Source organism: Paraclostridium sp., from assembly GCF_051656405.1.
Taxonomy (GTDB): domain Bacteria; phylum Bacillota; class Clostridia; order Peptostreptococcales; family Peptostreptococcaceae; genus Paraclostridium.
Genome location: NZ_JBOGBV010000013.1, coordinates 1 through 21,873, shown reverse-complemented (window position 1 = coordinate 21,873; position 21,873 = coordinate 1). Strand labels below are relative to the sequence as shown.

The window sequence follows — 21,873 nt, the reverse complement described above, 5'->3', positions numbered from 1 at the left end:
CTCCTTAATACTCTCTATCTACTATATAATCAGCTAAGTTGTTTAAAAACTCACTATCTTTATTTATATAATCAATACTCATTTTAGCTTCTGCTATTAATTTATTAGCAGTTTCTTTTGACTTTTCAAGTCCTATAAGTGATGGATAAGTAGATTTTTCATTATCTATATCGCTTCCTACTTTTTTACCAAGCTTAGCCTCATCGCCAACTATATCTAATATATCATCCACTATTTGGAATGATAATCCTATGTTTTTTGCATATTTAGTTACATTTTCTAGCTCGTCTTCACTTGCCCCACCAATTATAGCTCCTGCTCTCATACATCCAATGATTATTGCAGCTGTCTTATTCATATGTATAAAGTCAAGTTTTTCCATATCTATTGATTTACCTTCACTTTCAATATCAACAACTTGTCCACCAATCATACCATATACCCCAGAAGCTTTAGCGATTTCATTTATAGCTTTTAAATATTTTTCTGGTTCACCTTTACTTAAAGACTCTCTAAGCATTATTTCATAAGCATAATTTAAAAGTCCATCTCCAGCTAAAATAGCCATAGCTTCTCCATACACTTTATGATTAGTTTTTCTTCCTCTTCTAAGATCATCATTATCAAGAGCTGGAAGATCATCATGTATCAAAGAATATGTATGTATCATTTCTATAGCTACAGCGAATGGATATGCATCTTTTTCATTTCCCCCAACTAGTTTACAAGCTTCTAATGTAAGTATTGGTCTTAGTCTTTTTCCTCCAGCTTTTAAACTATAATTCATTGAGTCAAATATAGTTTTTTGATATCCTTCAACTTTAGGCATATACTCATTTAATAAATCTTCTATATTTCCAACTCTATTTTTTAATTCTTCTTTAAAATTCATAACTACTCCTCCTCTATACTAAAGGGTACCTCTTTCCCATCTTTGCTAAACTTATCTATTTTTAAATTTGCTTCATCTAATAATTTATTACAATGACTATAAAGTCTTATTCCCTCTTCATATAAATTAAGAGAGTCATCTAAACTTGTAGTTCCAGACTCCAATTTATTTAAAATTTCTTCCAGTCTTTGATAAGCTTCTTCATAAGATAAATTCATTTTTATACCTCTTTAATCTTTAATTTTTTCAATTATACAATCAGCTGTACCATCTTTAAATTTAATTGCTATACTATCCTTTTCTTTTAGGCTATTTATTGTATTTATAGTAGTTTTATCCTTTTGTACTATACTGTACCCTCTGTCTAATGTAGCAAGTGGACTTAAGCTATGCAAAAGAGATCCACTACTATCTAAATTTCCTTTTTTAAGTTTTACTACATCATTAATCTCATTAGTTATTTTATCATATATTATATCGATTTGTATAATTTTATCTCTTATTATATAAGACTTAGCAATAGTGTTCAGTCTGTCATAAACATTATTTAATTTATTTTTATCTAGCTTAGATTGATTTATAAGAGCCTTGTCTAATCTGTCTTTAGAGTTTTTTAACTTGTATAATAGATCATCTAATTTCGGGGTTGCTATTTCTGCAGCTGCAGATGGTGTAGGTGCCCTCATATCCGCCACAAAATCAGCTATTGTAAAATCAGTCTCATGTCCTACAGCTGAAATTATAGGTATGTTTGAACTAAAAATTTCTCTTGCAACGCTCTCTTCATTAAAAGACCATAATTCCTCTATGGATCCCCCACCTCTTCCAAGTATTATTGTATCTACATTATTAGCATTATTAAAAAATTTAATTCCTTCACATATCTGTTCAGAAGAGTTTTTTCCTTGAACTGAAACAGAATAAAGCTTTATATTTACTTTTGGATACCTACGCTTTACAACATTAATTATATCTTTTATAACAGCTCCTGTCTCAGATGTTATTATACCTATGTTTTTAGGCATTTTAGGTATAAGCTTTTTATGTATATAGTCAAATAATCCTTCTTTTTCTAGCTTTTCTTTTAATTTTAGAAATTCTATATACAAATTTCCAACTCCATCTAATTCCACGTTTTCTATATATAATTGATATGATCCATCTCTTTCGTATACAGATATATATCCTGTTGCTATAACCTTCATCCCATCTTGTAAATTTAGTGAACTATCATAATTATTTTTGAAAATTACACAGTTTATTTTAGATGATTTATCTTTCAGCGTTAGATATACATTTTTGCTGCTATGAACTTTAAAGTTTGAAATTTCACCTTTTACTTTTAAGTTATATAAAACTGCATCATTAGTTAAAATTCTTTTTACGTATGAATTAACTTCACTGACATCTAAAGCTCTTAATTTCATAGCTATTCTCCTATAAATTTATTTAATCCTATAAGTGCACAACCTAATGCATTATCTGTGCTGTATTCAGGTTGTGTAAAAAAACTTGTTACTTTATCTTTTGATAGTTTTTGACTTAATCCCTCTTTTATATATTTACTTGATGCAACCCCTCCAGCAAATACAACTTCGCTTATATCATACTCTTTACATAAAAATTTAAGCGCTTTATATAAACTTCTCACTATCGAGTCCATTAGTGACTTAGATACGTATTTGTCATCAAAATCATTTTTTAGCTTAGTTATTTGATTTTCTATTCCAGATAGGTTCATATACCCATCTTTTACAGATGTCTTTATTCCTACATCTATATTTTGATTACATTCTAAAGCATTTTTATCTATATATTTTCCACATGGAAACTCATACCCTAATCCAACACCTAATCTATCTATTAATTGTCCAAAACTTATATCTTTACTTCCACCTATTATTGTAATGTTTGATACATCATTATTTTTTTCAACTAATAATATTTCTGTTGTTCCTCCCGAAATATGAACAGAAATAAATTTATTACTTCTTAATTTTTTTTCATACAAACTGGATTCAATATGATTTTCTTGATGAGTTGTTGAATATAAATTAATATTATTCATACTGCTAAATAATTTTGCAAAATTATATCCTACTGTAAATGCCGGCATATATGAATCTTTTATCGGCCTTGGTTTTTCAGATGCACATATTGCACATATATTATATCCGTTCACTATTTTTTTTAATTCTTCACTTATTTCCCCCAAATTATTTACATGTTGAAACACCATTTCGCTTTGTCTTAACCCTTTTGAATCTTTCTTTACTTTTAACATAATTTTTTTATTAAATACTATACTTTTTTCTAAAGATATAGCTGCTATAGAAGTTGTATAGCAGCTAGTATCTATTCCTATTATTATATTTTTATTTTTCTCCGATTTCACTTACAACACTTCCTAATATTCCATTTATAAACTTAGGAGATTTGTCATCACAGTAAAGTTTAGATAATTCTATAGCTTCATTTATAGAAACTTTAGTAGGCATTTCTGACATGTATAGTATTTCACAAATAGCAAGTCTAAGTATTGCTAAGTCTACTTTAGCCATTCTATTTATAGTCCAGTTTTTAGCATATTTATTTATTAAATAATCTATGTTTTCTTTATTTGCGTTAAAGCTTTCAACTAGTTCTTTGCTATATTTTAAATCAATAAGCTGACTTAACTCTGTTTCTCCTAACTCAACGTCCGCTTCATTTGAAAATTGTAATTTTAATTCCTCATATCTATTCTTTATGTATTCAAAGTTATCGTTTAAGAAGTTTTCTAATTTAGCATTTAAATCAGTTAAATCCTCTTTATTCATGTCTATTTGGTATATAAACTTCATCATATACTCTCTCGTCGTTATCATTTTCGCTTTTCTCATTTGCTTATTCCTCCTTTGAATTTAGTATATACATATTTACTCATAAAAAAACCCTCTGATTTTCAGAGGGAAATATTAATTTATCGTAGATGATTACTTTGCTTCTGCCTTCTCAACTTTTTCCTTTTTAAAGTTGATTCCTTGAACATGTATATTAACTTGAGAAACTTTTAATCCAGTCATTGTTTCAACTGTATTTTTTACATTTTCCTGTACTTTAAAAGCTATATCAGGTATAGATATTCCATAATCAATTATTATCATAACATCTAAGATAACTTCGTCTTCCTCTATTTGTATCTTAACACCATTATTCTTTAGTAATTTATCTGTGAATGTCGATGTAGTTCCTACTCCTTCTACTTCAATAGCCGCTAATCCTGCTATAGTAGCGATGACATCATTTGATATCTTAACTTGTCCAAAGTTATTATTTTCCATCATATATCACATCCCTATATAAACTATTTTATTATATAATAATACCAAATAGAGCTTTAATTTGCAATAAAAAGTTCGATTTGCTTGATCTAGTATTTGTACCAGCAACTTATTCCTCTACGTAAAAAAGCCCCAGTATAACTGAGGCATTTATACTTATTTAGAATTACTACTCATAAGTTTTATATTATCATAGTTAACTTTTGACTCATTTGCAACTAAATCAAATATTTTAGCTGCATCTTTTTGTTGTAATTCTTTGTTTACTACTACATTAACAGTTTCTTCGCTTATGTACACTAATGAATCTTCAAATCCTTTTGCCCCTAATAAATCTTCTATTTTAATTTCTAATTCTTGATCTTTTACAAGTTGTAATTTCATATTAGATGCTTGCTTTCTAGTTTCTTCTGATGTAGATGGGTTGTTTATTATTTCATTTAAGTCTTCTGTTAACTCATTTCTTTGTTTTTCTCTATTCATTTTCATATCTACTGCATATGATGCTTTTTTCATATTTTTATCTGAAGTCATTTTCTTTTCTATTTCTTTGCTAGTTTCTTTAGCTTTTTCATTAACTACAGTGTCTTTGCTGTCTACCACTTTAATATCTTTTTTAGAGTCCTTTTTATCATCATTTTTTGATAGTTGAGCATCTTCATACATTTCCATTTCTTTAGATGCTTCCAGTACAGATTTTTTACTTAAATTATAATTCACTGTCCCAACCACCACTAACATAAGTGTTAATGACATTACGACAAACCCTCTACTTTTAAACATACTTTTGTTAAATTTCATTTATACTCCCCCTAATTAATAATTATATTCTTGTAATATTTATATGTACGAGCTTTTTTATTATGAATATTTTTTTACCTATTTAGAATAAATTTCAACTTGGTGTCCTGAAACCTGAAGTGATGTTTGAACTGCTGAGTATAGACTTTGTTTTACAGTTGGATCACTAGCCCCACTAGAAACTACTATAACCCCTTTTATTTCTGGCTCTGACGTTTTTATAACTACAGGTTTACTTTCTCCTGAAGTTATCATTGTTTTATTTTCACTTGACGTGGTAACTGTTCTCTCTCCACCTTGAGCATCTTTTTCAGTCGTCTCTTCCTTTGTAGCGTTTGAATTAAATGCTGGTTCTATTTGTTCCCCAGATGAAAAAGTAATCATCACGTCAACTTCTCCTGCTCCCTCTATTTGAGATAATATATTTTTAAGTTGACTTTCTAAATCATTATCCTTTTTTACTTCTACTTGTGCAGATTTTTGATCTTTGCTTTCTTCAAAAGTTTCTTTATCTTTTTTGTCAACTGGATTTTTTGTAAATATAGCTAGTCCCATAATACACACAAACGACAGCGCGGCTAGAGTGTATATCTTTTTCTTATCATCTTCCTTTAAGTTTTTAAACATACCTATTCTCAACCCCTATTTATCAATTTCTATATTTTCAATGGATATATCAAGTATGTCTACTAAGCTCTTTTTAACTTCATCTTTTGATTTTGTATCTTTATCATTTGAGCTTTCTTTAAATACTTGTTTATCTTTTTCACCCTCACTAGATTGTATGTCCTTTTTTTCTTCTTTATTACTATTTTTTTCTTTAACCTTAACTTTGCTTACGTCAGATCCGTCTAATTCAATATCCTCAAGTTCATAACCATATTCATCTAGTTTTAATTCTAATATGCTTTTTAATCCGTCTTCATACCCAGACTTTATGCTTTTTCCCCCTGTGTCTTTAGCTAGACTATTCATGCTATCAACATATTGTTGATTATATTTAGTATATGTTTTTAATAATTTGTCCTCTAAGCTTGTTCCATCTGAAAAAAAATTAATGACTGGATTTATAGCAATGAATATAAATATAAAATTTAAAACTAAATTAATATATGATTTTAGCTTTGAAGAAGGAAGAATCATATTAACTATGTTAACTATAAATGCTGCAATTAAAATACTTATTATCCAAGCTTTAATACTATCTAACATATATTCCTCCTTTTACTGTGCCACAACACTAATAGAAACTACTATTGCTATAGTAACGAAAAACATTATTGTTATAGCTATGATACATGCTAACATTATCGCCATAAGATTTGAAATCTCATTTAAAAAATTTGAAATACTATCTTCTCCAACTGGTTCTACTATCATTGCTGATGTTTTATAAACTAATATTATTGAAATAATTTTTATTATAGGAATTAAGCATATCCCGACTAATATTATGAGCCCAACTCCTCCAAATAAGTTTTTTATAAGTTGAGATGAAGATAATATTATATCAAATGAGTCTGATACAAATCCTCCTACAACAGGTATGAAATTCCCTATCGCAAACTTAGTACTTTTAACTGCAAATCCATCTAAACTCTTAACATACATGCCCTGCATAGACACTAATGCTAAATATATAGTAAATATGGCTCCAATTGTTATAAGATTTATTTGTTTTATAAAAGATGCCAACTTTTTAAGTTTTATACTATTAGATAAATTATTTATAACAAGTATTGCAAAACCTATTGTAATCGATACAAATAGAAAGTTTTTAAAAACTATATTTATAAATGTTACTCCTCCCATAAATATAGGGGTCATAACAGTAGATGTCATAGGAAATCCCATTACCACTAAAAAGGTTATTAATATTGGCATTAGTATCTGCATCAAATTGATCATGCTATCAATGGTGGTGTTGCATATATTTAAAACATCTTTAAATCCTACCAATGTTAAAGTTACCATGACTATAAATACAATATAGGTCGTTACTTGGCTTATTGCCCCAGATGAGAATGAATTGTCTAAACTTTTTAAAATAGATGATAAGAGCGCTAAAACAAATATTATTGATGCAGCTTTTAAACTTGCTCTCAATTCATCGAATAAGAATAGTTTAAGGCCCTCTTTATCAAATAAATCTAGCATTGTTTTCTTACCAGATATTAAATCTTTCATAAATGTTTTAAGATCTACATCTTCTATAAACTTTTCATCTTTTATTTGGTTTTGAATTTCTTGTAAATTAATTTTATTTAATTGTTCACTGATATATGTATCTACACTTTCTTTTACTTTTTTATCATTTTCTTCTTGTGCAAATGAAACATTTGCAAATGTTAGCCCCATTAGTATACATAAAATTATACTAGTCACAATTTTTTTCATAAGTAATCATTCTCCTATGGAATCAAATTTAAAATCATATCAACAATAGATATTAATATAGGGAATGACATAGTCATAACTATAATTTTTCCTCCGAATTCAAGCTTAGCTGCAATATTTCCTTCCCCACAGTCTTTACATATCTGAATAGCAAACTCCATTAAGTATGCTATTCCTATAAGTTTGATTATTAAAGATATATACATAGTAGGTATGTTAGCCTTATTTGCTAATTCATTTATACTTTCAATTATAAAATTGAATTTATAGGTTACAGAAAGTAAAATCATAATTCCTGTTAATATTCCTATAAACATAGCCATTTCTGGTCTATCTTTTTTTATAATTAAGCATAATATAGTAGAGATAAGCGCAAGACCTACCAATTTCATTACATCCAAAAGATCTCCCCCTTAATATAACTGAAACATCGTTCTAACTGCATTAAATAGATCATTTATCTCCGTTATTACCATCGTAAGAACAATTATCACACCTGCAAGAGTTGTTAAGGTAGTCCAATCTTTTCTATCAGTCTTCTCAAGAACCATATTTAAAACAGATATTAATAACCCAATCCCTGCAACTTTAAAAATCAAAGTTATATCCATATTAACCCTCCTATATTAAAAGTATCCCTATAACTAATCCAATTATAGTAGATAGTTTTCTGTATACTACACCTTTTTTCTCTACATCTTCTTTACTTTCTGTTGTTAGTTTTTTTAAATTTTCAATAGATAAATCAATCATCCTCTCTTGGGAATAAACATCTCCTTTTCCAAGAGTAAGTATTAATTTTTTTAATTCATCTACCTCCTTATCTTGAAAATAAGTTTCTTTAATCATAAAAGCAGCATTTTTTGATAATATAGTTTCTAATGTTTTACTATTATCTTCTTTTAGATCTATGCTCATATGTTTAAAGAAAGGTCCAAGTGAAAATTCTTTATTTTCTCCTATCCTATAAAATATTTCTTCCAATGTGTACAATCCAAATGATAGGTCCATTCGCATTACCTCTAATATCCTTATGAGCTCATTTAACTGTTTATGCCTTTTTGTATAAGCTTTGTATAAATACTCTCCAATCAAATAGCTACATGCTACTAAAATACTTATTAGAGCTATTTTAATTTGCAAAATACCACCTCTTTTCTTCTAAGTCATATATTTTTTCAATTGTCCCTGGTCCATTTTTAGCCGAAAGTATTATTACTTTCTTGAATAATTCTTTATCTAGTAATTTGCTTAATTCCTTCCTTTCCCTTATATCTTCTATGGAATTCCCATGTACTGTAGTTATTAAGCTAACTCCCCCATTTAAAGCTGTGTACAAGGCTTTTATTTCCTTTTCACTACCTATTTCATCTGTTACTATTAAGTTAGGTGACATAGCCCTAAGTAACATAATTATTCCTATATCTTTTGGGCATGTTTCTATTATGTCTGTTCTTATTCCAACATCCATCTGAGCTATTCCTAAATATGATCCTGAAATCTCATTCCTTTCATCTATAAGCGCTACTTTAATTCCATTAAACCCCTTTACTTTGTTCCCATTACTTAAATTTCTAACTATATCTCTAAGTAATGTCGTTTTACCACATTGTGGAGGTGAAATTATTAAAGTATTATTTACTTCGTTAGAACTCTTAATTATATGATTCAATACTTTTTCAGAGCAATTTAATATCTCTCTAGAAATCCTTATATTTAAAGATGATATGTGCTTTATATTTTTAACTTGTCCATCTTCAATTATTACCTTTCCAACTATTCCAACTCTATGGCCACCTTTTAATGTTATAAAACCTTTTTTAATGTCATCTATAAATGAATGAATTGAATATTTGCACATAAGTTGAAATGTCTGTTCTATATCTTCTTTTTTTACTACATACGAATTTGAATTTTTTGTATCTAGTTTGTTGATGGAGTTATTATAAAAATAATCCCTATTATTAGAATTTATTATTAATGGTTTCTCTACTCTAAGTCTTATTTCTTCTATATTTAAGTCTTCATATTGTACATTTATTATTTTTTCTCTTAGCTTAGGCGATAGAGAATTTAAAATTTCATCTGAAAGTTTATTCATATCCCTTGTCCTCCTTTGTTTATATAATTATATTTTCAAGGTTAAATATTTATGACAAAAAAACAAAAAAGAGTTGCCTGTTTTAGGCAACTCTTTTAATAATTACTTATTCATATTTTTTAAATGCTAAAGTTGCATTGTGTCCACCAAATCCTAAAGAATTTGATAATGCATATCTAACATCTATTTTCTTACCTTCGTTTACAACGTAATCTAAATCTAGATCTTCATCTAAGTTTTCTACATTTATAGTAGGAGGAACATATCCGTCACTTATAGCCATAGCGCATACAATAGCTTCAACTGCTCCTGCAGCTCCTAATAAATGGCCTGTCATAGACTTTGTAGATGATACGCAAAGTTCATATGCTTGGTCTTTAAAAACATTTTTGATTGCCATTGTTTCAAACTTATCATTATAGTAAGTAGATGTTCCATGAGCATTTATATAATCAACTTCATCAATAGGGATGTTTCCATCTTTCATCGCCATACTTATAGATCTAGCTGCGCCTTCTCCATTTTCTGCTGGAGTTGTCATATGGTATGCATCTGCTGTTGCACCATATCCAACTATTTCAGCATAAATCTTAGCACCTCTTTTTATAGCATGATCTAAATCTTCTAGTATTAATATACCTGACCCTTCTCCCATTACAAATCCATCTCTATCTTTATCAAATGGTCTTGAAGCAGTTTTTGGGTCATCATTTCTAGTAGACATAGCCTTCATATTACAGAAACCTGCAAATGAAAGTGGTGTAACACCAGCTTCACTTCCTCCTGCTACCATTATATCTGCATCGCCTCTTTGTATAGCTTTAAATGCATCTCCTATAGCATGAGATCCTGATGCACAAGCAGTAGATACATTAGTGTTTGGTCCTTTTGCACCTAATGCAATAGATACTTGGCCTGCCGCCATGTTAGAAATCATCATAGGAACGAAAAATGGGCTAACTCTTCTATTTCCTTTTTCTAGTAAAATTTTGTGTTGCTCTTCTATCGTAGCAACTCCTCCTATACCAGAACCTATTATCACTCCCATTTTTTCACTATCTACTTTATCTAAGTCAAGATTTGCATCTTTTACTGCCATTTGCGAAGATGCTATGGCAAAATGAGTAAATCTATCCATTCTTTTTAATTCTTTTTTATTTATATAATCTTCTGGATTAAAGTCTTTTACTTCTCCAGCTATTTGTGTTTGAAATGAGGATGCGTCAAAGCTAGTTATTTTATCTATACCGCAAACTCCATCTTTTATGTTGGCCCAAAATGTTTCTTTTCCTGTTCCAACTGGAGTAACACAACCTAATCCAGTTATAACAACTCTTCTTTTCATAACATTTCCTCCACTATTTGTTTGCTTCTATATATTTAACTATATCTCCTATGCATATGAACTTTTCTGCTTCTGTATCTGGTATTTCTATTGAAAATTCATCTTCAAGAGCCATCATTATTTCAACAGCATCTAATGAATCTGCTTCTAAATCTTTCATTAATGAAGTCTCCATAGTTACTTCCTTATTGTCTATTCCTAATTGATCCTTTATTATTTCTACAACTTTTTCAAACATAATTTAATTCCTCCTAAATTTTATTTAAACTTATATTTTTTACTTTTTTATTGCATTACCATTCCACCATCTACATTTATAACCTGACCTGTTATATAGCTTGCCATGTCACTTGCTAAAAACAATACTGCATTAGCTACATCATCAGGCTCTCCAAATCTATTTTGTGGAATGCTTTTTAACATATTAGATTTTAAATCTTCATTTAAAACACTAGTCATATCTGTATCTATAAATCCTGGAGCTATAGCATTTACACTTATGTTTCTTGATGCCAACTCTCTAGCACTTGATTTTGTAAGGCCTATTACACCTGCTTTAGATGCACAATAGTTTGCTTGCCCTGGATTTCCTATTATTCCAACTACAGATGATATGTTTATTATTTTTCCATATCTTTTCTTCATCATATATTTAGTAGCTGCTTTTGTGCAGTTGAAAACACCTTTTAGGTTTATATCGATAACCTTGTCAAAGTCATCTTCTTTCATTCTCATTAAAAGTCCATCTTTTGTTATACCAGCATTGTTTACTAATATATCTACTTTTCCAAACTCTTTAACTACAGACTCTATCATATTGTCAACTTCACTACTTTTAGATACATCACATTTTACTATCATACTTTTAACACCATATGATTCTATTTCTTCTTTAGTTTTTAAAGCATGTTCTTCATTTGATGTATAGTTTATTACAACATTTGCTTTATATGATGCTAGTTTTTTAGCTATAGCTTTACCTATACCTCTAGATCCTCCAGTTACAATTGCTACTTTATCTTGTAAGTTAACCACTATATTTCACCTCTTTTATAAGCTTCAACAAAGTCATTCATAGATTCCATATTATCAATGTTATAAACTTTAGTATCAACTTTATTCTTTTTGGAAATTTTATTTATAAATCCTTTTAGCACTTTTCCTGGTCCAATTTCTATAAATGTGTCAAATCCTTCATTTATCAGCTTTTCTATTGAATCTTCCCATAAAACAGATGAGCTCACTTGACTAACTAAAAGATCTTTATAGTTATCTGTATAATAATCTGCATTTACATTTGAAACTACAGATACCTTGCATTTTCTTAGTTTAATGTCATCTAATTCTTTTTTCAGCTTTAATCCAGCTGGTTCTAGCATAGATGAATGAAAAGGTGCACTTACATTTAATACAACAGCTTTTTTTGCTCCATTTTCTTTAAATAAACTTATATTATCTTTTACCGTACCTGTCTCCCCTGATATTACAATTTGACCTGGAGAGTTATAGTTTGCAACCTCTATTATTCCATTATCAACGTGTTCTATAACCTCATTTACCTTTTCTCTATCTAACCCTAGTATAGCTGCCATAGTTCCCTTTCCTAAAGGTACACTTTCTTGCATATACTTACCTCTTTTTTTAACTACTGCTACAGCATCGTTAAAATCCATTGCATCTGCTGCTACTAAAGCACTATATTCTCCTAGTGATAGTCCTAAGCATGCATCATATTTTAAATCTATCTTATCTTTTAAACTTTCAAATAACGCTATACTATGAGTAACTATAGCTGGTTGAGTATTTTCTGTTTTAGCTAGTTCTTCATCACTACCTTCAAACATTATCTTTTTTAAATTTATTCCAACTGATCTTTCTGCTTCATCAATAATTTTTTTAGCTATGTCATCATTATTATATATATCATTTGCCATACCTACATATTGAGCTCCTTGACCAGGAAATACTAATGCAACCTTACCCATACTATACCTCCAATTTTTTATTTATTTTAGATAATATAGATTTTGATTCTTCCATTATATCTTCTATTATTTGTTTACAAGGCTTCACATCATTTATATAAGATGCTATTTGACCTGCCATAAATGATCCATTCTCTACATCCCCATTTACAACTGCCATTCTTAATGACCCTACACCTTTTTGATCTATATCTAAAGGATTAACTCCTTCTTTTTCCATATTTAATATTTCTTTAGCCAATTTATTTTTTAATGTTCTAACAGGATGCCCAGTGCTTCTTCCTGTAACTATTGCATCTCTGTCTCTTGATTTTAAAATAAGATTTTTATAGTTTTCATGAGCTATACATTCATCACTACAAATAAATCTTGTTCCTATTTGTACACCACTAGCACCTAAGCATAGTGCCGCTGCCAATCCTTTACCATCAGCAATTCCTCCTGCTGCAATTACAGGAATATTTACATTATCTACAACTTGAGGAGTTAGAACTATTGTTGTTAGCTCTCCTATGTGCCCTCCTGCTTCTGTTCCTTCAACTATTACTGCATCTGCACCATGTTTTTCCATTCTTTTTGCTAGTGCAATAGTTGGAACTACAGGTATAATCTTTGTATTTACTGCTTTTAATCTCTCTATATATTTTGCTGGATTACCAGCTCCTGTAGTTATTACTTCTACTCTTTCTTCTACTATTAAATCCATTATCTCATCTACAAATGGAGACAATAGCATAACATTAAGTCCAAACGGTTTATCTGTTAATTCTCTACACTTTTTTATTTGCTCTTTTATTACTTCTTTTGGTGCATTTCCTGCTGCAATTATTCCTAATCCTCCAGCATTTGATACTCCTGCTGCTAATTCAGCAGTTGCTACCCAAGCCATCCCACCTTGGATTATAGGGTATTTTATATTTAATAATTCACATAAATCCTTCATAATTTCCTCCTTATATACTCCATCTAACTAAAGAAGCTCCCCATGTCAATCCGCCTCCGAATCCTACTAGAACTACATTATCACCTTTTTTAATTTTTCCTTCTCTATAGGCTTCATCTAGCGCTACTGGAATTGATGCTGCTGACATGTTTCCATATCTATCTAAGTTCACATACACTTTATCCATACTTAAGTTTAATCTTTTTGCTGAAGCTTCTATTATTCTTATATTAGCTTGGTGTGGTATAAGGTAATCTACATCTTGTATACTCAAGTTAGCACTTTCTATACATTTAACAGATGCATCTTGCATTATTCTAACAGCAAATTTAAATACGTCACTTCCTGCCATTTGTATGTAATGCAATCTATCTTTAACAGTTTCTTCACTAGCTGGCAACTTAGAACCTCCAGCTGGTACTTTAAGATAATCTTTACCATTTCCATCAGAGCCTAAATTTGTAGATAATACTCCGCCTTCTTCAACTGGTCCCATAACTACAGCTCCAGCTCCATCTCCAAATAATATTGCTGTAGATCTATCTTCATAATCTAATATTGTTGATAAAGCTTCCGCTCCTATTACTAATACATGTTTATATGTTTTAGTTTCTATAAATTGTTTTGCTATTGTTATACCATATATAAATCCTGAGCATGCTGCTTCAAGGTCAAAACCTGCTGCTTTAGTTGCATTTATGTTTGCTTGAACTAAGCATGCTGTAGATGGAAATACCATGTCTGGTGTAATTGTAGCTACTATAATTAAATCTATATCTTCTGGAGTCAAGTTTGCATTTTCTATTGCTTTTATAGCTGCTTTAGTTGCAAGATCTGATGTTGCTTCATTTTTACCTACTAATCGTCTTTCATTTATTCCTGTTCTTGTTCTTATCCATTCATCTGATGTATCCATTATCTTTTCAAGGTCGAAATTAGTCATTACATTTTTAGGAACATAACTTCCAACCCCTAATATACCAGCCTTTGTATTCATAAATTAACCTCCAAGTGGTACTTTTCTATTCTTCTTCGCTATTTTCTTCTATAGTCTTTATAAATTCTTTAATATCTTCGACTACATCTCCCTTTGCAAATTTTATTGCTTGGTTTATAGCATTTTTTATGGCTTTTGCATCAGAACTTCCATGAGCTTTTATAACTCCTCCATTAACACCTAAAAGAGGCGCTCCTCCGTATTCTGAGTAATCCATCATAGTTTTTAATTTTCTTAAATCATCTTTTAATAGCATTGCTCCTAATTTACCTTTTGTACTAGCTAGGAAAGTTTCCTTTAAAAGGCCTAATATTGACATAGCAATACCTTCTGCTGATTTCAATAAAATATTCCCTGTAAATCCATCACACACAACTATATCTGTATATGAGTTTATTAATTCTCTTGCTTCTATATTTCCAATGAAGTTTAAATTTAATTTTTTAAGCTCTTCATATGATTTCTTTGCTAAGTCATTTCCCTTGCCTTCTTCTGTTCCTACATTAGCAAGAGCAACTCTAGGTTTTTCAATTCCTAATACTTTGTTTGCATAAATGTTACTCATACCTGCAAATTCAACTAAGTTTATTGGTTTGCAATCTGCATTAGCTCCTCCATCTGCAATAAGTGTCATTCCACCTTTTACATTTGGTATAGCTGGGCATAAACAAGGTCTGTCTATTCCTTTTATTCTACCTACTACAAATAAGCCGCCTGCTAATAATGCTCCTGTGTTTCCTGCTGATACTATTGCATCTGCCTTTTTTTCTTTTACCATTCTTAAAGCTACAACCATTGATGAATCTTTTTTAGATCTTATTGCTTTAACTGGTTTATCTTCATTCTCTATAATTTCAGTTGTATGAACTATCTCTAATTTACTTTTGTCAAATTCATACTTTGTAAATTCATTTTCTAATATTTCTTTATCTCCAGTGATTATTATATCTACACCATATTCTTTTATAGCGTTAACTACACCTTCTACATTAGACTTTGGTGCATTATCTCCGCCCATTCCATCAATTACAATTTTCATATTATTCTCCTCCTAAACTAACTCTTCAAATATAAATTTTCCTCTGAAAATTTGCTCTTGCGCTTTATTATTAACAACAACTTTTACATAATGTTTTTTATCTATGTTTTTATAAATCTCAGCTTTAGCTATAAGCCTATCTTTTTGTTGTATATGTTTTAGCGTTTTTATATTAGCAAATCTCATTATTACCTTAGGCGCATCTAAAATCGCCATAGCTAATGAATTAGCCATTGAAAATATATATTCATCCTTAAGAGTTCCAGTTTTGGAGTAGATCATATCTTCGGTAATATCCAACATGGATATGCCTAATTGACCTACAGATAAGTCAATTATCTCTCCTGTTATCTCTTTTATACCTAAAGTTTTAACTTTAGATGTTTCAGTTTCAGCTATTTGCTTAACTCTCTCCCTAAGTTCCGGGATATTTAATGCAAGTCTATCAAGTCTTATGGTTTGTATACTTACATCAAAGATGCTTGCTAATTCTTCATCTGTATAAAAAGGATCGTCTTTTAGCATTCCAACAAGTTCTTCTTGTCTTTGTGCTTTGCTCTTCTTTTTCATATTACCTCCAAGTTTTTATAGTTGGAATTAGTACCAACTACTAATAGTAGTATATAATATTAATTATAAATAATCAACCACTTATTTATTTTTTATTTATAATTTTTGCGTACACTTAAATATTATCACAATTTTTTTCATATTTAAGCAAAAAAAAACATGTAGAGTATTCTACATGTTTTTTAGAAGTATTACTTAGAAACAACTTCTTTACCTTTATAATATCCACAATCTGGACATACTCTATGTGGTAACTTTGGCTCATGACATTGTGGGCAACTTACGAATCCAGTTGCTACCATCTTTGAGTTAGCTGCTCTTCTCATTTTTGTATTTGATTTAGATGTTTTACGCTTTGGTACTGCCATTTACGCCACCTCCTTAGTCATTTTTAAACATTTCTTTTAATTTAGCAAAACGGGGATCTATTATCTCCTCGTCGTTCGCAGTTTCATCACAAGAACAAACTTTTTTATTTAAGTTTGTCCCACAAGTAGGGCATAGGCCTTTACAATCTTCATCACAAAGAACTCTTTGAGGCAGATTAAAATCTAATGTTTGTTCTATTAAATCTATGAAATCAACTTCATCATTTTTATAAGTATAAACATCAAACTCTTCTACTTCATTTTCATCCACTTCTTGTTTAACTAAAAATCCTTGAATAGGATAACTTAATTTTACTTCTACTTCACTTAAACATCTAGCGCAATTATCAACTATATTAAATTCAACATTGCAATCTAAAAATAAACCCTTATTAGTTTTACTTATTGTTCCGTTTAAATTAAGTGGAGAAGTTAATTTATAAGTATTATCACAATAATTAATACTATCAATTTTTTCGCAAAAATTCAAGTGTAAATTATCAGTTTCTTTTCTTATAATCTTATCTAAACTAATCTTCATTAAGTTCACCTCAATTTATTGCCAAATTTATTATACAAATATAAGCTTTGTTTGTCAAGTATTTTTACTTGATAGTTAATTTATTTCTTGGCAAAAATTAAGGTAGGTTTTAACCTACCTTAATTATATTATATCCAATTGCAATTATTTTACTAATGCAACAGTATCTCTTGCTATCATTAACTCTTCGTTAGTTGGAACTAATAATATCTTAACTTTTGAATCTGCAGTAGATATTACTGTTTCTTTTCCTCTAACTTTGTTAGCTTCTTTATCTAAGTTCATTCCTAAGAATTCCATGTTAGAAGCTATAGATTCTCTTATCTCTATACCATTTTCACCAACACCAGCAGTAAATACTACAGCATCTACACCGTTCATTTCTGCAACGTAAGCTCCTATGTATTTTTGAACTCTTTGAACGTAAGCATCTAATGCAACTTGAGCTTTTTCATCTCCCTTTGCAGCAGCTCCTTCTATATCTCTGAAGTCACTTGATATACCAGTCATTCCGTATACCCCAGATTGTTTGTTCATTAAGTCAGATAATCCTTTAGCGTCTAATCCTTCTTTTTCCATTAAGAATGGTAATATAGCAGCATCTATATCTCCACATCTAGTTCCCATTATTAATCCTTCTAATGGAGTGAATCCCATTGAAGTGTCTACACATTTACCACCATCAACAGCAGCTACAGAAGCTCCGTTTCCTAAGTGACAAGTTATTATTTTTAAGTCTTCTACGTTCTTTCCTAACATTTCTGCAGCTCTTTGAGATACATACTTGTGAGAAGTTCCGTGGAATCCGTATCTTCTTACTCCATACTTAGTGTATAATTCATGAGGTAATCCATATAAGTATGACTTCTTAGGCATAGTTTGATGGAATGCAGTATCGAATACTCCAACCATTGGTACTCCTGGAAGTATAGCTTCACAAGCTTCTATTCCCATTATGTTAGCTGGGTTATGAAGTGGTGCTAATTCAACACACTCTTCTAATGCTTTCATAACTTCATCATTTATTTTAACTGAACTAGCAAATTTCTCTCCACCGTGTACAACTCTGTGTCCTACAGCTTCAACTTCGCTTATATCCTTAACTCCACCGAATTTAGGATCAACTACACCTTCTAATACTAATTTTATAGCATCTTGGTGATTTTTCATTGGTTGCTCTACTACAAGCTTACCTTCTACTCCATCTTTTTCTTGCTTTAATATAGAACCTTCAATTCCTATTCTCTCAACTAATCCTATACATAAAACTTCTTCATTTGACATATCTATTAATTGATATTTTAATGAAGAACTACCACAGTTTAATACTAATACTTTCATTAGTATACCTCCTTAAATCTTAACAATAATATGTAATTATTTTTAATTAACAATTTTAAAAATCGATATCATTACTTGTATACATTAAACAAATTTATCACTATTTACTATACCATTTTTTTTCATAAAAGTACATAGTTTATGATATTTTTTAAGTTATTTATATTTAACTCAAGAATTATTGTTCTCAATTTTGTTTAATATTATAATAGGATATAACTTATTTTTATAAAAAGCAAACAATAAATAATTCTATATATAAACAATAAATCCTTTGTTTTTGTATATATTTAATATAAAAGGAGGTTTTTATGAATATTTTAGGTCTTATAGTCGAGTATAATCCATTTCATAATGGTCACTTATATCATTTAAAAGAATCTTTAGCAAAAACAAACACCACTCATAGTATCGCGGTAATGAGCGGTAATTTTTTACAAAGAGGAGAGCCTGCTCTATTTGATAAATATAAAAGAGCTGAAATTGCAGTTTCAAATGGAGTAGATTTAGTTGTAGAGCTTCCTACTCTTTTCGCTTGCCAAAGTGCAGAAATTTTTGCTCATGGAGCTATAACTCTACTAAACTCTTTAAATTGTGTAGATTCTATATGTTTTGGTAGCGAAGAAGGTAATATAGATTTACTAACTGAAATATCAAAAATATTAGTTTCTGAACCCGAAGATTTTAAATCACTTTTAAAAAAAAATTTAGATGAAGGAATTTTATTTGCTACAGCTAGGAGCAAAGCTTTGTGTGATTATTTGATTATAAATAATATTATAAATAATCTAGATAAGCAAAATTTAAATACAATATTAAATTCTTCTAATAATATCCTAGGAATGGAATATATAAAAAGTTTGTTGAGACATAAAAGCGACATAGAGCCTTTTACAATAACTAGAGTACAAGCATCTTATAACTCTGAAGATATTAGTAGTGAAATTTGTTCTGCTACTGCAATTAGAAAATCACTTAAAGATTCAAGAAATATAAATGACGTATACTCAGTTGTTCCCGAAAAAACTTTCAATCTAATATCTGATTCTATAAATACAGGATTTAATCCTATGTTTGATGAAGTTTATTTTGATACTATAAGAGAATTAGTTATAAGAGATTTTGATATACTGAGCAGCTATTTCGATGTTAATGAAGGTATAGAAAATAAAATATACAAATCAATATTTACATGTAATAACTTATACGAACTTCAACAAAGTGTTAAATCAAAAAGGTACACATTAACTAAAATAAAAAGAATATTGAATAATATATTACTTGGAATATCAAAAAAAGATATGGAGTTAGTAAAAGATATACATGAAATGCCTTATATTAGGATTTTAGCCTTTAACAATAAAGGTAGAGAGATAATAAAACAAATAAAACTAAACTCTGATATAAAAATTATAAATAAATTTTCAGACATAAATTTTGCTGAAAATGAAATTTTCAAAACACTAATCAAATATGATATAAAAGCTACAAATATGTATAATATCCCTTATTATAAAAACAACAAATCTTCACTTAAAGGCCCTATGGATTATTATATATCACCTAAATACATAAAGTAACTAATAAAAACCTGCCTTTCTTACGGTAGGTTTTTTATTAGTTTAAAAGTGAATCTTTCCTATATGAAGCACTTCAAGTGTTTAACTCCTCAAAGCAAATGAATTTTATCATAGTTCATAATCACTTTTAATATACTTATTAAAGAGTATATCAAAGTAGGTGATGTTTTGAAGAAAATAAAGATTATAAAGTTTTTAACTCCATCTTTAATAGTTATGTTACTTATAATAGGTATTATTTTATTTCCTAAAGATTCTATTTTAGCAGCTAAAGATGGCTTTTCAATATGGGTAAACACATTGATACCATCCTTGTTGCCATTTATAATAGCTGCCAATTTGATAGTTCGACTTAAATTTGTAGATGTTTTAGGGTTAATAATCAATCCAGTTACCAAAAAACTTTTTAATGTGTCTGGTAAAAGTTCTTTAGTATTCGCTATATCTACAGTGTCAGGATATCCAGTCGGAGCAAAACTCGCTTCTGAACTTAGACAAAACAATGAAATTTCTAAATTTGAAGCTCAAAGGCTCGTTTCCTTTTGTTCTACCTCTGGCCCACTTTTTATAGTCGGTGCAGTTTCCATCGGAATGTTTAATAATCCTTCATTAGGCTATTTAATGTTACTTTGCCATTACTTAGGATCTTTAACTGTTGGAATATTATTTAAAAATTATGGAAAAGAGAGTGTAAAAAATGATAATTCCAATTTTAAATTTGAGGTAAAAAAAATTATGGAATTTAGAAAAAAAGAAAATAAAGGATTTTTTGTTTTATTTGGAGATGCTGTTTTCAGTGGGGTAAATACAATACTTATGGTTGGCGGATTCGTTATAGTATTTTCAGTTGTATTTAAAGTTTTATCTATATTTAAGTTTATAAATTTGATTTCTTACATAATTTATATTCCATTATCTATCTTTGGATTTTCTCTTGATTTATGTTCTTCTTTTATAAGCGGTTTATTTGAAATAACTATTGGATGCAATCAAATATCTAGTGTATCTAATATACCTGAAATAATACGAGCTTCATTGTGTAGCTTCATAATAGCATTTAGTGGTCTTTCTATATTAGCTCAATGTTGTAGTTTTTTAGCTCAAACAGATATAAATACAGGTACATATATAATTTCTAAATTTTTACATGGAGTCTTTGCATCCATCTTCACTTTTGCATTTTATCCATTAATAAATTCTAGCAATTTATTTATAAAACTATCCACTACATCTAGTGTTTTTTATAATAGCTCAATTTGGAGCTTATACATAAATAACTATCATATAATTTTGCCTTTATTAATAATTATTTATTTTATCTCTTCTTTTATGATTTTTAAAAAAATAAAAAATAGCTGACTCAATCTCATTTTGAGTCAGCTATTTTTTATTCACTTAGTTCACTTCTATTTGTTGATATTTCATCTATTATGCTTTGAAGATTGTATTGTAACCCCTCTAAAACATCATCTGCATATCTTATAGACCCTAATTTAATTTCTTTGGCAGTATATTCTGCTTTCTCCACTATAGATTTAGCTTTTTCTTCTGCTTCTACTACTAACCCATCTGAATCTATGTATGATTTTATTATTTCTTCGGAATTTTTTTTCATATCTTCACTTTCTTTATTTGCTTTTTCAATTATTT

General features: G+C 29.3%; 27 protein-coding genes and 1 pseudogene. 2 read left to right on the top strand and 26 right to left on the bottom strand.

What is annotated here, in order from left to right; translation table 11 throughout:
* Nucleotides 1–4 precede the first annotated feature (4 nt).
* The 25 genes from ACRDDE_RS02185 to ACRDDE_RS02065 all read right to left on the bottom strand — a co-directional run bounded on the left by ACRDDE_RS02185 (nt 5) and on the right by ACRDDE_RS02065 (nt 18,643).
* On the bottom strand, nt 5–892 hold the full coding sequence (locus tag ACRDDE_RS02185; RefSeq protein WP_438625214.1) for a polyprenyl synthetase family protein: 888 nt from the start codon (nt 890–892) through the stop codon (nt 5–7).
* Between the two features lie 2 nt (nt 893–894).
* The gene (gene xseB, locus ACRDDE_RS02180; protein WP_021429988.1) at nt 895–1,110 is read right to left on the bottom strand and encodes an exodeoxyribonuclease VII small subunit; all 216 of its coding nucleotides are present in this window, start codon (nt 1,108–1,110) and stop codon (nt 895–897) included.
* A 12-nt stretch (nt 1,111–1,122) separates the two neighbouring features.
* Nucleotides 1,123–2,319: an exodeoxyribonuclease VII large subunit gene (xseA, locus tag ACRDDE_RS02175; protein ID WP_438625212.1), complete on the bottom strand. Its 1,197-nt coding sequence runs from the start codon at nt 2,317–2,319 to the stop codon at nt 1,123–1,125.
* A gap of 2 nt (nt 2,320–2,321) precedes the next feature.
* Nucleotides 2,322–3,287: a Kae1-like domain-containing protein gene (locus tag ACRDDE_RS02170; protein ID WP_438625210.1), complete on the bottom strand. Its 966-nt coding sequence runs from the start codon at nt 3,285–3,287 to the stop codon at nt 2,322–2,324.
* The gene (gene nusB, locus ACRDDE_RS02165) at nt 3,268–3,774 is read right to left on the bottom strand and encodes a transcription antitermination factor NusB (protein ID WP_438625208.1); all 507 of its coding nucleotides are present in this window, start codon (nt 3,772–3,774) and stop codon (nt 3,268–3,270) included. Before nusB ends, ACRDDE_RS02170 begins: the two co-directional genes overlap by 20 nt.
* 93 nt (nt 3,775–3,867) lie before the next feature.
* Complete coding sequence (locus tag ACRDDE_RS02160; protein WP_021430087.1) at nt 3,868–4,215, bottom strand: Asp23/Gls24 family envelope stress response protein; 348 nt, start codon at nt 4,213–4,215, stop codon at nt 3,868–3,870.
* A gap of 156 nt (nt 4,216–4,371) precedes the next feature.
* Entirely contained in the window at nt 4,372–5,016 is a 645-nt protein-coding gene (locus ACRDDE_RS02155) for a SpoIIIAH-like family protein (protein ID WP_021433822.1), read from the bottom strand.
* 78 nt (nt 5,017–5,094) lie between these two features.
* Nucleotides 5,095–5,643, bottom strand: coding sequence for a stage III sporulation protein AG (locus tag ACRDDE_RS02150; RefSeq protein WP_438625206.1), 549 nt, complete (start codon nt 5,641–5,643; stop codon nt 5,095–5,097).
* 15 nt (nt 5,644–5,658) lie between these two features.
* Nucleotides 5,659–6,228, bottom strand: coding sequence for a stage III sporulation protein AF (locus ACRDDE_RS02145; protein ID WP_438625205.1), 570 nt, complete (start codon nt 6,226–6,228; stop codon nt 5,659–5,661).
* A gap of 12 nt (nt 6,229–6,240) precedes the next feature.
* Nucleotides 6,241–7,413, bottom strand: coding sequence for a stage III sporulation protein AE (spoIIIAE, locus tag ACRDDE_RS02140; RefSeq protein ID WP_438625204.1), 1,173 nt, complete (start codon nt 7,411–7,413; stop codon nt 6,241–6,243).
* Nucleotides 7,414–7,427: 14 nt separating this feature from the next.
* Nucleotides 7,428–7,805 carry a stage III sporulation protein AD gene (gene spoIIIAD / locus ACRDDE_RS02135; protein WP_224170712.1) on the bottom strand — a complete coding sequence of 126 codons (378 nt, stop codon included), beginning with the start codon at nt 7,803–7,805 and terminating at the stop codon, nt 7,428–7,430.
* Between the two features lie 21 nt (nt 7,806–7,826).
* Nucleotides 7,827–8,024, bottom strand: a complete 198-nt coding sequence (gene spoIIIAC / locus ACRDDE_RS02130) for a stage III sporulation protein AC (RefSeq protein WP_021122904.1) — start codon at nt 8,022–8,024, stop codon at nt 7,827–7,829.
* 10 nt (nt 8,025–8,034) lie between these two features.
* The gene (locus tag ACRDDE_RS02125; RefSeq protein WP_438625203.1) at nt 8,035–8,556 is read right to left on the bottom strand and encodes a stage III sporulation protein AB; all 522 of its coding nucleotides are present in this window, start codon (nt 8,554–8,556) and stop codon (nt 8,035–8,037) included.
* Nucleotides 8,546–9,514, bottom strand: coding sequence for a stage III sporulation protein AA (gene spoIIIAA / locus ACRDDE_RS02120; protein WP_438625202.1), 969 nt, complete (start codon nt 9,512–9,514; stop codon nt 8,546–8,548). The genes ACRDDE_RS02125 and spoIIIAA overlap by 11 nt, the downstream gene beginning before the upstream one ends.
* Nucleotides 9,515–9,620: 106 nt before the next feature.
* On the bottom strand, nt 9,621–10,859 hold the full coding sequence (gene fabF, locus ACRDDE_RS02115; protein WP_438625201.1) for a beta-ketoacyl-ACP synthase II: 1,239 nt from the start codon (nt 10,857–10,859) through the stop codon (nt 9,621–9,623).
* A 13-nt stretch (nt 10,860–10,872) separates the two neighbouring features.
* Nucleotides 10,873–11,097 (bottom strand): acyl carrier protein, encoded by a 225-nt coding sequence (gene acpP / locus ACRDDE_RS02110; protein ID WP_021433827.1) that lies wholly within the window; start codon nt 11,095–11,097, stop codon nt 10,873–10,875.
* A gap of 47 nt (nt 11,098–11,144) precedes the next feature.
* Nucleotides 11,145–11,894, bottom strand: a complete 750-nt coding sequence (gene fabG, locus ACRDDE_RS02105; protein WP_438625199.1) for a 3-oxoacyl-[acyl-carrier-protein] reductase — start codon at nt 11,892–11,894, stop codon at nt 11,145–11,147.
* A complete protein-coding gene (gene fabD, locus ACRDDE_RS02100) occupies nt 11,894–12,844 on the bottom strand; it encodes an ACP S-malonyltransferase (RefSeq protein ID WP_438625197.1) in 951 nt (316 codons plus the stop codon). Before fabD ends, fabG begins: the two co-directional genes overlap by 1 nt.
* 1 nt (nt 12,845) lies before the next feature.
* The gene (gene fabK, locus ACRDDE_RS02095) at nt 12,846–13,787 is read right to left on the bottom strand and encodes an enoyl-[acyl-carrier-protein] reductase FabK (protein WP_438625195.1); all 942 of its coding nucleotides are present in this window, start codon (nt 13,785–13,787) and stop codon (nt 12,846–12,848) included.
* 10 nt (nt 13,788–13,797) lie between these two features.
* The gene (locus ACRDDE_RS02090; RefSeq protein WP_438625193.1) at nt 13,798–14,784 is read right to left on the bottom strand and encodes a beta-ketoacyl-ACP synthase III; all 987 of its coding nucleotides are present in this window, start codon (nt 14,782–14,784) and stop codon (nt 13,798–13,800) included.
* Between the two features lie 25 nt (nt 14,785–14,809).
* Nucleotides 14,810–15,823 (bottom strand): phosphate acyltransferase PlsX, encoded by a 1,014-nt coding sequence (plsX, locus tag ACRDDE_RS02085; RefSeq protein ID WP_438625191.1) that lies wholly within the window; start codon nt 15,821–15,823, stop codon nt 14,810–14,812.
* A 12-nt stretch (nt 15,824–15,835) separates the two neighbouring features.
* Nucleotides 15,836–16,393 carry a transcription factor FapR gene (gene fapR / locus ACRDDE_RS02080; protein WP_021430034.1) on the bottom strand — a complete coding sequence of 186 codons (558 nt, stop codon included), beginning with the start codon at nt 16,391–16,393 and terminating at the stop codon, nt 15,836–15,838.
* Nucleotides 16,394–16,584: 191 nt separating this feature from the next.
* Nucleotides 16,585–16,761 (bottom strand): 50S ribosomal protein L32, encoded by a 177-nt coding sequence (gene rpmF / locus ACRDDE_RS02075; RefSeq protein WP_021430121.1) that lies wholly within the window; start codon nt 16,759–16,761, stop codon nt 16,585–16,587.
* Nucleotides 16,762–16,774: 13 nt separating this feature from the next.
* Nucleotides 16,775–17,302: a YceD family protein gene (locus ACRDDE_RS02070; RefSeq protein WP_021429977.1), complete on the bottom strand. Its 528-nt coding sequence runs from the start codon at nt 17,300–17,302 to the stop codon at nt 16,775–16,777.
* Nucleotides 17,303–17,446: 144 nt separating this feature from the next.
* Complete coding sequence (locus tag ACRDDE_RS02065) at nt 17,447–18,643, bottom strand: acetate/propionate family kinase (protein ID WP_021430090.1); 1,197 nt, start codon at nt 18,641–18,643, stop codon at nt 17,447–17,449.
* A 311-nt stretch (nt 18,644–18,954) separates the two neighbouring features.
* Here ACRDDE_RS02065 and ACRDDE_RS02060 point away from each other — a divergent pair, with 311 nt between their 5' ends.
* Both ACRDDE_RS02060 and ylbJ read left to right on the top strand, forming a co-directional pair.
* The gene (locus ACRDDE_RS02060) at nt 18,955–20,223 is read left to right on the top strand and encodes a nucleotidyltransferase (RefSeq protein WP_438625188.1); all 1,269 of its coding nucleotides are present in this window, start codon (nt 18,955–18,957) and stop codon (nt 20,221–20,223) included.
* A 168-nt stretch (nt 20,224–20,391) separates the two neighbouring features.
* Nucleotides 20,392–21,582: a sporulation integral membrane protein YlbJ gene (gene ylbJ, locus ACRDDE_RS02055; RefSeq protein WP_438625186.1), complete on the top strand. Its 1,191-nt coding sequence runs from the start codon at nt 20,392–20,394 to the stop codon at nt 21,580–21,582.
* Nucleotides 21,583–21,610: 28 nt separating this feature from the next.
* Here ylbJ and ACRDDE_RS02050 read toward each other — a convergent pair.
* A pseudogene (locus tag ACRDDE_RS02050) lies at nt 21,611–21,873 on the bottom strand (hypothetical protein); the annotation flags it as partial.

What these genes read in the sequence shown, in the direction of transcription:
- fabK (WP_438625195.1), bottom strand. Translation starts at nt 13,787, where the DNA reads ATGAAGGATTTATGTGAATTATTAAATATAAAATACCCTATAATCCAA.
- ACRDDE_RS02070 (WP_021429977.1), bottom strand. Translation starts at nt 17,302, where the DNA reads ATGAAGATTAGTTTAGATAAGATTATAAGAAAAGAAACTGATAATTTA.
- ACRDDE_RS02065 (WP_021430090.1), bottom strand. Translation starts at nt 18,643, where the DNA reads ATGAAAGTATTAGTATTAAACTGTGGTAGTTCTTCATTAAAATATCAA.
- xseB (WP_021429988.1), bottom strand. Translation starts at nt 1,110, where the DNA reads ATGAATTTATCTTATGAAGAAGCTTATCAAAGACTGGAAGAAATTTTA.
- ACRDDE_RS02150 (WP_438625206.1), bottom strand. Translation starts at nt 5,643, where the DNA reads ATGTTTAAAAACTTAAAGGAAGATGATAAGAAAAAGATATACACTCTA.
- fapR (WP_021430034.1), bottom strand. Translation starts at nt 16,393, where the DNA reads ATGAAAAAGAAGAGCAAAGCACAAAGACAAGAAGAACTTGTTGGAATG.
- plsX (WP_438625191.1), bottom strand. Translation starts at nt 15,823, where the DNA reads ATGAAAATTGTAATTGATGGAATGGGCGGAGATAATGCACCAAAGTCT.
- ACRDDE_RS02145 (WP_438625205.1), bottom strand. Translation starts at nt 6,228, where the DNA reads ATGTTAGATAGTATTAAAGCTTGGATAATAAGTATTTTAATTGCAGCA.
- fabF (WP_438625201.1), bottom strand. Translation starts at nt 10,859, where the DNA reads ATGAAAAGAAGAGTTGTTATAACTGGATTAGGTTGTGTTACTCCAGTT.
- acpP (WP_021433827.1), bottom strand. Translation starts at nt 11,097, where the DNA reads ATGTTTGAAAAAGTTGTAGAAATAATAAAGGATCAATTAGGAATAGAC.
- spoIIIAC (WP_021122904.1), bottom strand. Translation starts at nt 8,024, where the DNA reads ATGGATATAACTTTGATTTTTAAAGTTGCAGGGATTGGGTTATTAATA.
- nusB (WP_438625208.1), bottom strand. Translation starts at nt 3,774, where the DNA reads ATGAGAAAAGCGAAAATGATAACGACGAGAGAGTATATGATGAAGTTT.
- rpmF (WP_021430121.1), bottom strand. Translation starts at nt 16,761, where the DNA reads ATGGCAGTACCAAAGCGTAAAACATCTAAATCAAATACAAAAATGAGA.
- ACRDDE_RS02060 (WP_438625188.1), top strand. Translation starts at nt 18,955, where the DNA reads ATGAATATTTTAGGTCTTATAGTCGAGTATAATCCATTTCATAATGGT.
- spoIIIAA (WP_438625202.1), bottom strand. Translation starts at nt 9,514, where the DNA reads ATGAATAAACTTTCAGATGAAATTTTAAATTCTCTATCGCCTAAGCTA.
- ACRDDE_RS02160 (WP_021430087.1), bottom strand. Translation starts at nt 4,215, where the DNA reads ATGGAAAATAATAACTTTGGACAAGTTAAGATATCAAATGATGTCATC.
- fabD (WP_438625197.1), bottom strand. Translation starts at nt 12,844, where the DNA reads ATGGGTAAGGTTGCATTAGTATTTCCTGGTCAAGGAGCTCAATATGTA.
- spoIIIAD (WP_224170712.1), bottom strand. Translation starts at nt 7,805, where the DNA reads ATGAAATTGGTAGGTCTTGCGCTTATCTCTACTATATTATGCTTAATT.
- ACRDDE_RS02090 (WP_438625193.1), bottom strand. Translation starts at nt 14,784, where the DNA reads ATGAATACAAAGGCTGGTATATTAGGGGTTGGAAGTTATGTTCCTAAA.
- xseA (WP_438625212.1), bottom strand. Translation starts at nt 2,319, where the DNA reads ATGAAATTAAGAGCTTTAGATGTCAGTGAAGTTAATTCATACGTAAAA.
- spoIIIAE (WP_438625204.1), bottom strand. Translation starts at nt 7,413, where the DNA reads ATGAAAAAAATTGTGACTAGTATAATTTTATGTATACTAATGGGGCTA.
- ACRDDE_RS02185 (WP_438625214.1), bottom strand. Translation starts at nt 892, where the DNA reads ATGAATTTTAAAGAAGAATTAAAAAATAGAGTTGGAAATATAGAAGAT.
- ACRDDE_RS02155 (WP_021433822.1), bottom strand. Translation starts at nt 5,016, where the DNA reads ATGAAATTTAACAAAAGTATGTTTAAAAGTAGAGGGTTTGTCGTAATG.